Origin of the sequence: Agrobacterium sp. NPDC090283, from assembly GCF_044769685.1 — a bacterium.
Taxonomy (GTDB): Bacteria; Pseudomonadota; Alphaproteobacteria; order Rhizobiales; family Rhizobiaceae; genus Agrobacterium.
Map to the genome: position 1 here is coordinate 1 of NZ_JBIVYG010000020.1, position 14,090 is coordinate 14,090.

The following is a 14,090-nucleotide window of genomic DNA, read 5'->3' on the forward strand; positions in this document are numbered from 1 at the left end:
GCAAACACGTCAGGAACGGGATGCTGTCGCCCGTCGAGTTCGAGAAGCAGCAGAAAATCTAACCCGAGGGTGTCTACGAAACTCGGGGCTATTCACACGGAAAACCTCACGTCATTGAAAAACCGCTCCTTCCCCGTGCCGGAGGTGTTCGGCAAGACTGACATTGCACGTCGAGCGCCCCGATCATCGAGGCTCGGTTAGCCGCATCATCGGCTGTGGCCGCTCTGCATCATGCATGCGCCGAAGAAAGCCGCCGGTCCCTTCAAATACGGACCGGCCGCTACCCACGGATTTGGCACAGCGACCCGCCAGCAGGCGGAAACGCCAGACTAAATTCCGGGGGGAAAGGCGAAGGCAAGCTAGCTGTCAGCCTCTCCCCTTAATTTATTTTCTCATAAAATTGTTATAGTTAAAAACTTTACAATTCCTTCACATTACGGCCGGCAAAGCATGGATGCTTTTTTGCCCCCGGAACCCGTCCTCAACCGCCTGGCGTAAAAACCCGCGCTCTTCGCATGGCCGTCCACCGCTGCAAAATGGCGGCCAGGACGGCAAGTCCGGCCATGGCGGCGAATATCACGGCTATGTCACGATAGGTGGCGGCAAAACCGAACCGGGCGATCCATGGCTGGCTTGCCAGCGGCGACATGAAGTGCCCGAGAAACATCGAAGCCGTGACGATGCCGGCGATGCGCCCGCGCAGGCGCGGGGGTGCGAGCATGATGGTGGTGGACATGATACCCGGCATCACCACGCCGAGACCAAACCCCACCACCGCAAGCGACGACAGCATGGCGAGCAGCCCCCCGGCCATGGCAAGCAGCGCAAAACCCGTCGCCATCGACACCAGCCCGGCGGCAATGATGGCGGTCACGCTGGCCCTTGCCCGCAACCGCCCGAAATTGAGCGCCGCCAGCGCCCCGGCCAGATTGAAAATGCCGATGGCGTATCCCGCAATGCTGCCGGAAAACACTCCAAGCTCCCGCAGGAAAAACGGCAGTTGCGAGGGAATGGTGTAGAAGAGGGCGTTGACGAGGAATACCGCCAGCGCCAGCACGCCCACCAGCAGCCAGTTGACCGCAAGATCCTGTTCGCCGCCGGCTTTGATGGGACCATCGGCCCTCGCCGGCTCCGTCAGAAAGAGCAAGGCCGCCGGCAGAATGAGCAAGGCGACGGCATAGACCGCGAAGGGCGCGCGCCAGTGCAGATCCGCCAGCAAACCACCCGCCACCACAAAAACGACGCCGCCGATCTGGGTGAAGGCCTGCTGCAGGCCGAGATAGCGCTCCCGCGCCGGACCCTCGAAATAATCGCCTACCAATGCCGTACCGATCGTCATGATGGCGCCGATCGCCAGACCGAGAAAAGCCCGCCCGACGAGCAGGCCGGCAAGACTGTCGGCAAAAAGGCCGGACATGCCGGAAAGGCTATAGAGCAGGATCGCGCCCAGCAGCAGCCGCTTGCGGCCGAAGCGATCCGCCAGCACACCGGCAACGGGCGCGCAGAAAGCCACGAAAACCGAGGGCAGCGTCAGCACCATTCGGCTCATGATATCCACATGCGGCGTCGACAGGAAAGTCTGCTCGATGGCGGGCAACGACGGCGCGACCGTGGTTCCGGCCATGATGGTGAGTGTGGCGACGAACAGCAGCGTCATTTTCAACGCGAGGGATTTTTCGGCCATTTCACGCCTCCTTGTAAGGCGTTGCGGACCGCGCCTGTTTCAGCGCACGTGCCCACCAGCCGAGCTTGCTCATCATTGTCTCCAGCGCGCCTGCCGCCGGCGCGCCGGCGTCGAACTGGCCTGCGGCATCCACGCGATCCCAGGGATTGGCGAAGCTGACGACATCGCGGATCGTCACCGCATGCAGTTCCGCAAAGACGGGGCGAAGCTGCTCGGCGGCGCGCAGGCCGCCGGAAATGCCGCCATAGGACACGAAGGCCACCGGTTTGGCGCCCCATTCGTCATAGGCGGAATCGATCAGCACCTTCAGCGCGCCGGGGTAACTGCGGTTATATTCCGGCGTGACGACGATGAAGGCATCGGCGCCATCGAGGCTTTGCCGGAGCTGCCGCACCGAGGCGCGCTCGGGCGCGTGGTCCTGCGGCAGATCGAGTTCGCGCGGGTCGATGACCACAAGCTCCAGTCCCGGCAGCGCCTCGAGCCGCTCCAGCAGCCATTTGCCGATGACATCGCAGAAGCGCGGGTTGCGGGCGCTGCCAAATATGATCCGGATGGAAAGTGTATTATCGCTCATGGAACGTCCTTCAACAGTATGTTCCATGTCCTGATAATTCCTCAACTATAGTTGAGGTCAAGAGCCATGCATAAAAAAAGCGGCAGGTTCAAAACCTGCCGCATCCATCTCTGCCAGTGGCACTGGGCGGGCCGCTTCAGGCGGCCGCGCGCCGCAGCGCTGTCGCAACCTTGTGGATGTGCGCTGCACCAATGCCGCAGCAGCCGCCGATCATGGTTGCGCCCGCATCCGCCCAGGAGCAGGCAAAACGGGAATAGACATCGTCGGTCAGGTCGGCACGGGTGCCGTGCAGGCCCTCATTGGCGGCGGAATCGCCCTGCTCGCCTTCAAAGGCATTGGCATAAACGCCGATTTCGAGCGACACAGCCTTTTCCGCAAAGACGGCGGCGGCCGTCTCGACGGCAGCCTTCATCACTTCCGGTTTGCTGCAATTGAACAGAAGCGCAGCGGCACCCGATTGCGCCGCCCATTCGGCGGCGGCCTTCACCGTTTCACCCGAGCGCAGCATCGGCTCTGCGCCGCCGGTTGCGGTTGCATCGTCGTTAAGCGTGAAGGAAATCCAGAACGGTTTGCCGGTTGCCGCAACGGCCTGACGTACCGCTTCGCCTTCGGCGATCAGGCTCAGCGTCTCGCCGAGCCAGACATCGACGGAAGGGGCGAGATTGTCGACCAGCACCTTGAGATAGGCCTGCACCCGACCCGCATCGAAATTCTGCGGCTCATAGGAACCGAAGATCGGCGGCAGCGAACCCGCCACCAGCACCCTGCGGCCGGAAGCATCCGCCGCTTCGCGCGCCAGCTTGCCCGAGAGGGCGATCAGCGATGCGCCATCCTTCTGAAAACGCTCCTCGCCAATGTGAAACGGCACCAGCGCATAGGAATTGGTGGTGACGACATCGGCGCCGGCCTCAATAAATTCCTGATGTACCTGCCGCACGATCTCGGGCGCGTCGATAAGCGCCAGCGCCGACCATTCCGGCTGTTTCAGCTCGGCGCCGAGCCGCTGCAATTCGCGGCTCATGCCGCCGTCGAGAATACGGATAGTGCCCATGTTGATACTCCTTGAATGATTTACCGCCGGACCGGCACCTGCCGTTCGACAAGGCCGAAACAGCGGGCGATGATGGCGGTGAGAATGAGATAAAAGACGGTGACGACGATCAGCGGTTCATAGACCAGCAGCGTATCCTGCCGCACCTTGTAGGCCACGGCGTAGAGGTCCATGACAGTCACGGTAAAAGCAAGCGGCGTCGCTTTCAGCTGCATCACCACCTCGCCGGCAATGGTCGGCAGCGCGATGCGGATGGCGCGCGGCAGCCAGATGCGGCGAATGAGGGTGAAACGGCCCATGCCGAAAGCCCTGCCGGCCTCCAGCTCGCCTTTCGGCACGGCCAAAAGCGCACCGCGCAGGACCTCTGCCTCGTAGGCCGCATAATTCAGCGTGAAGCTGACGGCTGCGAAGAAGAACCCCTCGCGCAGCACCGGCCACATGAAGCTCTGGCGCAGGCCGGGGATCATCGGCAGAAGCGAGCCGACGCCATAATAAAGCAGCCAGAGCTGGATGAGCAGCGGCGTGCCGCGGAAGAAGGTGCAATAGGCCCGCGCCAGGGTTTTCGTCACCCGCCCGCCGCTCACCTGCGAAAAGGCAAGCCCGATGGCCAGAAGAAACCCGATGCTGACGGAGATGACGAGCAGCGCCACCGTCTGCCATGCACCCGAAAGAAGCAGCGGCCAATATTTCGCGACCCAGGAAAAATCCATGCCGTCCCCTCCTCAGGCCAGGGCCGGCTGGCCGCGCCGCACCCGGCGTTCCAGCATCGAAAAGACGAGGTTGGAGACGAGCGTGATCGCGAGATAAAGAAACGCTGCCGCAAGGAAGAACAGGAAATATTGCTTGGTGCTGGCCCCGGCAAGACGTGTCGCCAGCGCCAGTTCCTGATAACCGACGACCGCCACCAGGGCGCTGTCCTTGGTCACGGCAAGCCAGAGATTGCCGAGCCCCGGCAAGGCATTCGGCAACAGCGCGGGCAAAACCACCCGGCGGAACCGTAAGGCGGGCGACATGCCGAAGGCGCGTGCCGCCTCGATCTGCCCGTTTGGAATGGCGAGGATCGCGCCGCGCAGAACCTCGGTCATATAGGCCCCCTGCACGAAACCCAGAACCGCAACGGCGGCAACGAAACCGTTGACCTCCAGCGGCGGCATGCCCGCGAGCAGCAGCAGCCGGTTGAGGCCATCCGTCCCGGCATAATAAAGCCCGACGATGAGGATCAGTTCGGGAACGGCGCGGATCGCGGTGGTATAGAGGTTGAGCAGCAGGCCAAGCGGCCTGTTGCCCGAAAGTTTGCCAAGCGCCCCGGCCATGCCGATGGCAAGGCCGATCAGATAGGCGCCGGCGGAAATGGCAAGCGTCGACGCCGCACCCTTCAACAGGGTGCCGCCCCATCCCGGAGGATAGGGAGACAGAAGTTGCAACGTGGTTTCAAGGCTTGCCATATGCGTGACCGATCAGATGGAATTACTGCCCGTAAATATTGAAGCTGAAGTACTTCCTGGTGATCTCGTCATATTTGCCGCTGGCGCGCACGGCGGCAATTGCCGCATTCAGCTTGGTCTTGAGTTCGGTGTCTTCCTTGCGCAGGCCGCCCGAAACGCCGAGACCGAGGATTTCCTTGTCGTCGGCGACATCGCCCATGTCGGCGCAGCAATCCTTGCCCGCATCGCTCTTCACGAAAGCGTCGAGAACGATGGAATCGCCGAAGACATAATCGATGCGGCCGGCGGCGAGATCCTGAAACGCCTCGTCCAGCGTCTGGTAGGTCTTCTCATCGGCGACACCGGCGAAATATTTCTTGTAATATTCGGACTGGATGGTCGCCACCTGAATGCCGATGGTCTTGCCCTTGACGTCCTCGGCCGTCGCACCCGGCTTTTCGCCCTTGGCGCCGATCAGCTTGCTCGGCGTGTTGTAATATTTATCGGTGAAATCGATGATCTTCTGGCGCTCTTCCGTGTTCGACATGGAGGACCAGATGACGTCGAATTTCTTCGTCTGCAGCGCCGGGATGAGGCCATCCCAGGATAGTTCGACGATCGAGCATTTTTCCTTCATTTCCGCGCAGACGGCGTCCATGAGATCGATTTCCCAGCCCTGCCACTTGCCGCTGGCATCCTTGGCGAAGAAGGGCGGATAGGCCTCGTTCATGATGCCGAAGCGCACGTCGGCGCTGGCCGTGAAGGCGGAAAACGCAAATGCCGTTCCGGCAAGCAGCGTGGCGAAGAATTTCATTCAAGTCTCTCCTGTTAAAACAAACTGTCAGGCAAATGGGTCAATGGGCGAGCGCGCCGGTGAATTCACGGCACCGCGCGCTCAAGGGGTTGCCGAACACCTGCGCCGGCGGCCCCGCCTCCTCCACCCGGCCCTGATGCAGAAACACGACCTGAGAGGACACATCGCGCGCAAAGCGCATTTCGTGGGTGACAAGCAGCATGGTGCGGCCTTCCTCGGCCAGATCGCGGATGACCTTCAGAACCTCGCCCACCAGTTCCGGATCGAGCGCCGAAGTGGGTTCGTCGAACAGCATCACAGCCGGCTCCATGCAGAGCGCGCGTGCGATCGCGGCGCGCTGCTGCTGCCCGCCGGAAAGGAATGCCGGATAGGCGTTTTTCTTGTCATAAAGCCCAACCTTGTTCAGCAGGGCTTCGGCCTTCTCGACCGCCTCCTGCCGTCTGACGCCGAGAACGTGAACGGGCGCCTCGATGACGTTTTCGAGAACCGTGCGATGGGCCCAGAGATTGAAATTCTGGAACACCATGCCGAGGCCGGTGCGCAGTTTTTCCACCTGCCGCCAGCTTTTCGGCACCGCCTTGCCGTCGCGACCGGTTTTCGTGGCGATTTCCTCGCCATTGACGATGACGCGGCCGCGATCCGGCGTTTCGAGAAAATTCATGCAGCGCAGAAAGGTGCTTTTGCCGGAGCCGGAAGACCCGATGATCGAGATGACATCGCCCTTGTGGGCCTGCAGTGAAACGCCCTTCAAAACTTCATGCGTGCCGAAGCTCTTGTGGATGTCATCCGCCTCGAGCGCGCAGGCGCCTGTATCTGCCATCGATTGACCTTGCCGATCCGTTTTTTGAGTGCCGCCACGCCAATGCCAGGGGTTTTGCGATGGAGCGTGCACAATAACAAAGACTTGAGCCGCGCATGTTTAGCGAAAATAGCTGCAGACGCGCGCAACAATCGGCTCTTTTACATATTTGCAACGAAAAATCATTTCAAAATATCATCTGGAGCGAACGACAGGGGAGGCCTGCCCCGGCAGCGGTGTCGGGGCGATGCCCGCTCCACCGCCGGCTCTCGCCGGTTCCCCCTCCGCCTCGTCTTCCACGAGGCTGGCATTGGCCTGCAGATGCAGGCCCATCACGGCGACGATGAGGAAGAACCAGACGAAGCCCGTACTGAGGAAAAACAGCGTTTCCAGAAAGCCGTAGAGCAGCACATAAAGCCATACGCCGACATAAAGCCGCGTCAGCGGACTGTTGCGCGTGGCCTCGTTCATTTTGCCGAGATAGTGCAGCGGCAGGAGATAAATCCACACCATCACCAACACCAGACCCGGCACGCCACCGGCCAGCAGAAGGTCGAAATAACCATTGTGCGAATCCGGCGCGGTCGTAGCCCAGGTATTGTTCTCGGTGAAACTCGACATCAGGGCGTCGCTGCGCCAGAAGGCCTGATAGCCGTATCCCAGAAGCGGGCTTTGGCGGATGTAATCGATGGCGACGGTCCAGATATCCCTTCTGCCGGTAAAGCTGGCGTCGAGCCCGAGCTTCGTCAGCATCTGCGAAAAGACGGGATCGACCGTGGTGCCGACGGTCACCAGCGCGAAAACCGCCAGAAACAGGGTCACGACCGTATAACGCCAGCGCGGCCAGCGCAGGATGAACCAGCCTGTCGCAATGATGATCGGCATCAGCCCGAGCGCGGTCTTGCCGCCCGACTTGACCAGAAAGACCAGCGACAGCAACAGCACCGACAGCCCGCCGATGAAGGACCAGCGCTTGCAGAGATAAATACCGACGATGATCAACACCGCCATGACCGAGGCGGCCTCGTTCTTATGGCGGAAAACCCCGCGCCAGTCCCCCGCCAGCAGCGGCTCCAGCGCATCGCTGGCCTGATGAATCGAGCGCGAGGGCAGCACGGTGATTCCGAAATAGCACAGGAACAATATGATCAGGGCGCATGTGGCGAGCAGCGTCGTGAAATGCCGCTCGGTGCGCGGCAATTGCAGGAAACCGCCGGCAAGCACGCAGATAATCGCGCACATGACCAACCGCCTCAGCGAAAACAGCGGCGCTTCGCCCGCCAGCGACGTCAGCACAAACCAGCCGAAAATCGCCGCCATCAGCAGGCGCGGCATGAAGAGGATGGAAAACGACCGCTCCTTCGCCATGAAGGCGAGGAAACTGAAAAACAGGATGATCGCGGTCAACTGGTTGAGCAGGTTGGACCCGGCCGCCATGGCGGAGCCCTGATAGGTCGACGAGAGCGAGATATAGGGTGAAAAGCCGACAGTGAAAAACAGGAACGTCACGTAAAACAACGCGTCCCGCCAGTAGCCCCGGCCCTGTTCGCCATGCGCTGCATCCATAAGGGGTTTTTCTCTCCCTCTTTCCTGAAGCCACCCACATTGAAACTCGTGCTTCGCATATTCGATAATACGAATATCCCGCGCAAATCCTATTTTTTAGTTATTCGCGATGCACGGGGAAATAGCACCACGATTGTGCCCTTTTCCTCAGGAGATCGAAAGCTGGAGACAGGGGACAAGACAGAAGCCTCCAGAAATTAACCTCCGATCCCAAAAAAACATCTACAAAAATTTATCCTAATTTCATCCAAAGGTTGCTTGGTTGAGTATATTTTGTTAACCTCAACTGATGCGATTTATGCAGACTAATATACTGATATTAATATGATTTATTCAAAATTTGATATTTTCAATCTCGCCGGATTGCGGGTTTTATATCTATATTAAGACATTCAAATATACGCTGCCTATGGTTGATTTCGTCAATACGCAAAAAGGTGGGGGCCGACGGTGGACGTTCCGATACACACCCATATGGACGATGGCGACAGCGGTCAGTTGACACAACGCCCGGTTCAAATCGGTGTGTCCGGCATCCGCCCCATGCGCAGGGAAGACGTCCCGGCGGTCGAAGCCGTGCTCAACAGCGCTTTCAAGAAGACCGGGCAGGAACGGAACTTCGATTTCCGCGCCTATATCGAAAAACTGTTTTTCGGCAGCCCCGCTTTCAGTCCGGAAAACGGCAGCGTTGTCTACGATGCCGGGGAAAACGGGGTCACCAGCGTCATCCTCGCCGTGCCCATGCGTTTCGTCGCGAATGGAAAAACCATTACCGCAAGGCTGCTCTGCGCCTTCGCATCGGACGGAAAACGTGGCGCGCTCGGGGCCGCGCGGCTGTCCCGGGGCATGCGGGCCTCGAAACACGACATGTTGTTCTCGGATACGGCGTCACCCGTCAGCGCCGATCACTGGGTGGCGACCGGCGGCAACATGTTGCCGATTGAAAGCCTGCAATGGCACAAGGCGCTCAAGCCCTTCTGCACCATCGCTTTGCGCATGCCGCGCCGTTCGAAACTGGCCAAAACCACGCTTGCCCTGACCACGCTCGGATTTGTGGATGGGCTCCTGCGGCGGTGGAAAAAGGGGCTGAGACCGCAGGAGGTCGTCGGCGCCGTGGTAAGACCGGTGGATTACGAAACCTTCCGCCGCAGGGCGCTCGCGATGATCGAGCGTTTTTCCATCCGCCCGGAATGGTCCCATGAGGAGTTCCACTGGCTGACAGAGATGAGCCGGGCCAATGAAAGCCTCGGCGACTTGAAAGGCCTGACGATTGAGAATGCCGAAGGCCATGTCATGGGTGCCGCGCTGTTTTTCGGCCAGCGGGGAAAAACGGCCTATGTGCTCAATCTCGTCTGCGATGCCGGATGTGAAAACGATGTCCTCAACACCCTGTTCCGCCATTTCGATGACGAGAACTATGCCCATGTCACCGGCATGGCGCAGCCCTTTCTCATCAACGCGCTTTACCGCCAGAACCACATGAGCTTCCGCCATGACGGTTACTTCTGCATGGCGACACGGGATGACGCCCTGCGGGAAAAAGCGCTGGCCGGCGACATCTATATTGGCGGGCTGTGCTCGGAAAGCTGGAGCAAGCTCATCACCGACTATTGAGCCCCCGCCCGGCCTCACGACGGAAGACGGACGAAAACCCTCAAGCCTTGCTGAACCGCCCGACATTGGCCGAGATGAGATGGCGCAACGCTTTCGCATAGCGTTTGGAGCGCGTCTTGGCCGCCAATGCGCTGGTCCAGTCCACCATCGATCCGTTGATATCGAAGTCACCGAGCTGGCCTTCGGGAATATCGCCCTTTTCGATGCGCTCGACGATGGAGGCGAGCGCCGCATAAAATTCCGGTGAGCGATAGGGCGGATGCAGAGAATACATGCCCTTGCCCGTGCCGAGAAAATCGAGGCGATAGACACCGGTGCGCATCATGTTCGTGCTCAGCACCTCCTCGGCGGGCATCGACACCGGCTGCTGGTTATAGGCGTAGGAGCGGATGCGCCGTTTGACATCCGGCCTCAGCAATTCCAGCGAGCCGATGCGTTTCGCAAAACGGTCCATGTCGATCATGAAAAGCCGGGTGGACACGGTGGCGAAACGCCAGGTGGGAATACGCGACGGCAGCTTGCGCGGCGCAGGAATATTCTTCACGCCGGGCATGCCGACATGGCGGGAAATATCGAGATCGCCACGCACCGTCGGCGGTCCCGAAAAGGGCGTGATGCACAGCGCATCCGGATTGGCCTTCTGCAGCGCAATCGCTTCACCGAACCAGCTCTGGCTGCCGCCACCGAACATCATGTCGCTGTCCATGTGCAGTACATAACGGGCGTTGGCGCGTTTCAGCCCGTAGAAATAGACATGGAAAGGCCCGCCATCGAAAGCCTTGGCCGGATAGGATGTCGGCGAGCGGGGAAAGAAGGTCTGCGTCACCGCGGCGCGCGCCGCATCGCTGTAATCGACGATATCCACATGCAGATGCGGATAATTGGTTTGCATTTCCTCCAGCATGTCGAAGAGACGCTGGCGCGCCGCATCAAAACCATTGCCCTTGTATCGACCGGCACCGACTTGGCCCGTATCGACAGTCAGGAGAATACGGTCCACCTGCCCGCCCCAGACCCTGAGCTGATGCGGCAGGGTAAGGGCCGCATGCGGGGCATCGAAGGGGTGCAGGTTGATTTGCAGCGCCTTCTGCACGGGAGGAAGCGGCATTTCAGCATTCATAGTCATGCACCACGGTTCCGGAATTCATTGATGACGGCCATCATGGGTTTTTCGTTGAAACTCCAGTCGAGCGGCAACGGCCGGTTGGCCGTGCCGTCGCGGCGCGGATAGGCCCAGCGGATCCAGCTATATTGATCCGAAATGCCCCATGTGGTGATGGAGGAAAGCGAGCCGCCCGCCGAAGCCGCTTCCAGAAACTCGCGGACCTGGCCATTGATCAGCATATCGCGTTCGGCCTCCGGTGCGGGCAGCGTCTGGTCCATCACATCGAGTTCCGTCACCAGAACGGCAAGGCCGTAACCGCGCATTTCCGTCGTGAAGGCGGCAAGTTCGTCCTTGGCGATGGGCCAGCCGCCGCGCAGATGCCCCTGCAGCCCGACGGCGTTGATCGGCGCACCCTTTTCGAGCAGTTCGAGGATGAGATTGCGGAAGGCCGCACGCTTGGCCGGCGATTTCTCCGCGGCGAATTCCACATCATATTCGTTGAGCACGAGCTGCGCCTTCGGATCGACCGCATGGGCGATGTCGAAAGCCTTCTTGATGGCATCAGGCCCGGCGCCGTAATACCAGGCATCGCGCCGCGCACGTACATTGGCAGGCACGTCGGGGATCGGTTCGTTGACCACATCCCAGCTGTGGATCACGTCCTTATAACGTTCCATCACCGTGACGATATGGGTCTCCATCAGCTTCTCGACCTTCGCGCCGCCAACACTGGCAAGCCACGGCGCGTTGGAGGCATACCAGATCAGCGGATGGCCATGCATGGAAAGCTTGTGCTGGCGCGCGAAGTTGGCGAGTGCATCGGCGGCGGCGAAATCGAACACCTCTGCCGAAGGCCGCATCACCTCCCATTTCATTTCAGTAACGGGGGTGATGCGCGAGCAATATTTCACCACCGCCTCGCCGATGCGGCTGTCGGCGGTAAGATCAGGCAGGTAGACGGCGGCGCCATAAGGGGCGGTTTTGATCGCCGCTTTTTTCTGCGCGGCAAAGGCCGGGCCGGCCACGGCATGCAACAGGCCAGCGCTTGCCGCACCGCCCAGAAAATTCCGCCGCCCGATCCGCATCAACCCGCCTCCGCAACCCCGGCGCGCCGGCATCCGAAGGGACACACCACGCGCTCATTCTCAAAACATAACATTCCAATCATGCCAAAAGGATATTAAAGATTTGCAAGGTTAACCGACGCTATACCACGTCATAATTGGTGAGCCCCGCTTAATGCGGTAGTAACTTCACTGTGAGAATGCTTGGCCCGCCCCTCATGGAGTTGAAAAGCTTGGTCTCCGTTTCGATTGTCATTCCCGTTCGCAATGGCGAGCGTTACATCGTGGAAGCGATCGAAAGCGTGTTGCTGCAGGGTGAGACCATCCGCGAAGTGCTTGTCGTCGATGACGGCTCCACCGACGCCACCGCGCAAAGGGTGGAAGGCTTTTGCGATCCGCGCGTCAAATTGCTGGCCCGGCCACAGGGAAGGCAGGGCGTTTCCGCCGTGCGCAATTTCGGCCTCTCACAGGCCCGCGGCGAATGGACGATGTTTCTCGATGCCGATGACCGCCTGAAACCGGGCGCCATCGCGGCTTTGTGCGCGGGCATCTCCGGCCCTGATGTCGTCGCCGTCTACGGCGATTATGAGCGCATCGACGAAAACGGCACAAAGATCGGCCGGCGCAACCTCATCCGCCGCCGGGAAAAGCCAGACGGTTTCATTCTCCAGCCGCTGCTCGGCGGCAACTTCATCGTCAATGGCGGCATCATGCTGGTCAGAACCCGCATCTTTCAGGATTTCGGCGGTTTCGACGAGACCTTGCGTTATGCGGAAGACTGGTATGGCTGGTGCCGGCTGGCCGCCGCCGGCCGCTTCGTTTATCTTCCCGGCTGCCATGTGCTCGATTACCGCGTGCACAGAACGAGCGTGATGATGAACAGGCTCTTGACCTTTCGCGACTGCGAGCCGGCCATCGAAGCCGTGTTTTCCGATCCCGCCATCGTCGCCGCCATTTCCCCGCAGGAACTGCGGCGGCTTCGCCACCGGTCCGAAAACCACATGAATGCCTATACCGTGGCCCAGGCCTTCCGCGCCCGCCGTTACCGCGAAGCATTCTCGGCGCTTGCCGATACCATCCTCAACCGCCCGCGCCAGAGCCTCAGGGCCGTGGTCTTTTCCGCCGCCGCACTGGCCGGAATTTAGGAGTTTCCATGCCCGAGATCATGCCGGAAGCAGTGGTGTGCATTCCAAGTTTCCGCCGGCCGGAAGGCCTGCAAAAGACGCTTGCATCGCTTGCAGCCCAGAAGGTCGATTTTCCCTTCGCTGTCGTCGTGGTCGATAATGATGGCGCGGGCCAGCAGGGCCTTGCCGTCGCGCGCGCCTTTTTTGCCGAAAACGGCATGGCGGGTCAGGCACTGGTGGAGCCGACCCAGGGCAATTGTTACGCCATCAACACGGCCTTCCGCACCGCACGGCAGAGTTATCCATCAGCGCAATGGTTCCTGATGATCGATGACGACGAGGCCGCCTCCCCGGCCTGGCTTGCGGAAATGGTCTCGGCGGCAAAAACCTTCGGCGTCGATATCGTTGGCGGACCGGTCAACCGCGAATTCGACGCACCGGCTTCCAAGGCGGTTCTCTCGCATCCGCTGTTCGGCTCCATCGAAGCACCGACCGGCCCGGTCGAGCAAATCCACGGATCGGGCAATTGCCTGATCGCGCGGCAGGTGTTCGAAACCCTGCCGAAACCGGAATTCGACGTGCAGTTCAACTTCCTCGGCGGCGGCGACATGGATTTCTTTACCCGCTGCCGCAAGGCCGGCTTTAAGTTTGCCTGGAATGCCCGCGCCGTCATCATCGAATATGTGCCGGAAAGCCGCATGGCGCCGCGCTGGATCATGGAGCGCTCGCTCCGCACCGGCATCATCAATTACAGCATCGACCGCGCCCGCCGCCCCGGCCTGAAAGGCGGGCTGCTTCTCGCCGCCAAAAATGCCGTCAGCCTGTGCCTGTCTCTGGTGCGCGCCGTTTCCGCTGGGCTGAAAACCGGCACATTCCTGCCCGCAACGCATCCGCCGCTGATGTCCATCGGCCGCGTGATGGCAAGCCTTGGAATAACGCTCACGCCCTATAAGGCACCGGCGAAGAAGGGCTGAGCCGCAATCGTTCCCGCCACGGGGTTAGCTGAGGGTCTTTTCCCGGCCAAACGACAGCGGGTTCATGCGCCGTTTCTGCAAACCGAGCGATGAAAAGGCCGTCGCAAGAACGAGGAGCGGCACCAGCACCGGCCAGAAGAAACAAAGGACAATGCCGGTCACCCGGTAAAAATCCCAGCTCTTGTCGCGGCGTGCACCTTCAATATAGGTCATGGCGAGAGAGGCGGCGGTGCCAATTCCATATATGAAAAGAGAAATGGACGTAATCACCATGGGTGTCCCCAAAATATCTCTGAT

The 14,090-nt window shown here is 60.3% G+C and carries 14 protein-coding genes; 3 read left to right on the plus strand and 11 right to left on the minus strand.

The window, feature by feature from the left end; translation table 11 throughout:
* Positions 1 to 481 precede the first annotated feature (481 nt).
* The 8 genes from ACIQUH_RS23130 to uppW form a co-directional block, all read right to left on the minus strand.
* Positions 482 to 1,684 carry an MFS transporter gene (locus ACIQUH_RS23130; protein ID WP_400819458.1) on the minus strand — a complete coding sequence of 401 codons (1,203 nt, stop codon included), beginning with the start codon at positions 1,682 to 1,684 and terminating at the stop codon, positions 482 to 484.
* Position 1,685: 1 nt separating this feature from the next.
* Positions 1,686 to 2,258 carry an NADPH-dependent FMN reductase gene (locus ACIQUH_RS23135; protein ID WP_400819460.1) on the minus strand — a complete coding sequence of 191 codons (573 nt, stop codon included), beginning with the start codon at positions 2,256 to 2,258 and terminating at the stop codon, positions 1,686 to 1,688.
* Positions 2,259 to 2,394: 136 nt separating this feature from the next.
* Positions 2,395 to 3,309, minus strand: coding sequence for a homocysteine S-methyltransferase family protein (locus tag ACIQUH_RS23140; protein WP_400819463.1), 915 nt, complete (start codon positions 3,307 to 3,309; stop codon positions 2,395 to 2,397).
* 20 nt (positions 3,310 to 3,329) lie between these two features.
* Positions 3,330 to 4,019 (minus strand): ABC transporter permease, encoded by a 690-nt coding sequence (locus ACIQUH_RS23145; protein ID WP_400819465.1) that lies wholly within the window; start codon positions 4,017 to 4,019, stop codon positions 3,330 to 3,332.
* 12 nt (positions 4,020 to 4,031) lie between these two features.
* On the minus strand, positions 4,032 to 4,754 hold the full coding sequence (locus tag ACIQUH_RS23150) for an ABC transporter permease (protein WP_400819467.1): 723 nt from the start codon (positions 4,752 to 4,754) through the stop codon (positions 4,032 to 4,034).
* 22 nt (positions 4,755 to 4,776) lie between these two features.
* Complete coding sequence (locus ACIQUH_RS23155) at positions 4,777 to 5,547, minus strand: transporter substrate-binding domain-containing protein (protein WP_400819469.1); 771 nt, start codon at positions 5,545 to 5,547, stop codon at positions 4,777 to 4,779.
* 40 nt (positions 5,548 to 5,587) lie between these two features.
* Positions 5,588 to 6,367 carry an ABC transporter ATP-binding protein gene (locus ACIQUH_RS23160; RefSeq protein ID WP_400819471.1) on the minus strand — a complete coding sequence of 260 codons (780 nt, stop codon included), beginning with the start codon at positions 6,365 to 6,367 and terminating at the stop codon, positions 5,588 to 5,590.
* Positions 6,368 to 6,541: 174 nt separating this feature from the next.
* Entirely contained in the window at positions 6,542 to 7,912 is a 1,371-nt protein-coding gene (gene uppW, locus ACIQUH_RS23165) for a Wzy-type polysaccharide biosynthesis protein UppW (RefSeq protein WP_400819474.1), read from the minus strand.
* Positions 7,913 to 8,455: 543 nt separating this feature from the next.
* Between uppW and ACIQUH_RS23170 the strand changes: the two genes are divergently transcribed.
* Positions 8,456 to 9,526, plus strand: coding sequence for a GNAT family N-acetyltransferase (locus tag ACIQUH_RS23170; protein ID WP_400819659.1), 1,071 nt, complete (start codon positions 8,456 to 8,458; stop codon positions 9,524 to 9,526).
* Positions 9,527 to 9,566: 40 nt separating this feature from the next.
* Here the strand turns inward: ACIQUH_RS23170 and uppG are convergent, their stop codons facing one another.
* The gene (gene uppG, locus ACIQUH_RS23175; protein ID WP_400819662.1) at positions 9,567 to 10,646 is read right to left on the minus strand and encodes a polysaccharide biosynthesis glycosyltransferase UppG; all 1,080 of its coding nucleotides are present in this window, start codon (positions 10,644 to 10,646) and stop codon (positions 9,567 to 9,569) included.
* A 2-nt stretch (positions 10,647 to 10,648) separates the two neighbouring features.
* Complete coding sequence (uppI, locus tag ACIQUH_RS23180) at positions 10,649 to 11,716, minus strand: polysaccharide biosynthesis UDP-hexose transferase UppI (RefSeq protein ID WP_400819476.1); 1,068 nt, start codon at positions 11,714 to 11,716, stop codon at positions 10,649 to 10,651.
* A gap of 212 nt (positions 11,717 to 11,928) precedes the next feature.
* Here uppI and uppH point away from each other — a divergent pair, with 212 nt between their 5' ends.
* Positions 11,929 to 12,840, plus strand: coding sequence for a polysaccharide biosynthesis endo-1,4-beta-xylanase UppH (gene uppH, locus ACIQUH_RS23185; protein ID WP_400819479.1), 912 nt, complete (start codon positions 11,929 to 11,931; stop codon positions 12,838 to 12,840).
* An 8-nt stretch (positions 12,841 to 12,848) separates the two neighbouring features.
* Positions 12,849 to 13,793 (plus strand): polysaccharide biosynthesis UDP-hexose transferase UppJ, encoded by a 945-nt coding sequence (gene uppJ / locus ACIQUH_RS23190; RefSeq protein ID WP_400819481.1) that lies wholly within the window; start codon positions 12,849 to 12,851, stop codon positions 13,791 to 13,793.
* A gap of 24 nt (positions 13,794 to 13,817) precedes the next feature.
* Here uppJ and ACIQUH_RS23195 read toward each other — a convergent pair whose 3' ends face one another.
* Complete coding sequence (locus ACIQUH_RS23195; protein ID WP_400819484.1) at positions 13,818 to 14,066, minus strand: hypothetical protein; 249 nt, start codon at positions 14,064 to 14,066, stop codon at positions 13,818 to 13,820.
* Positions 14,067 to 14,090 lie beyond the last annotated feature (24 nt).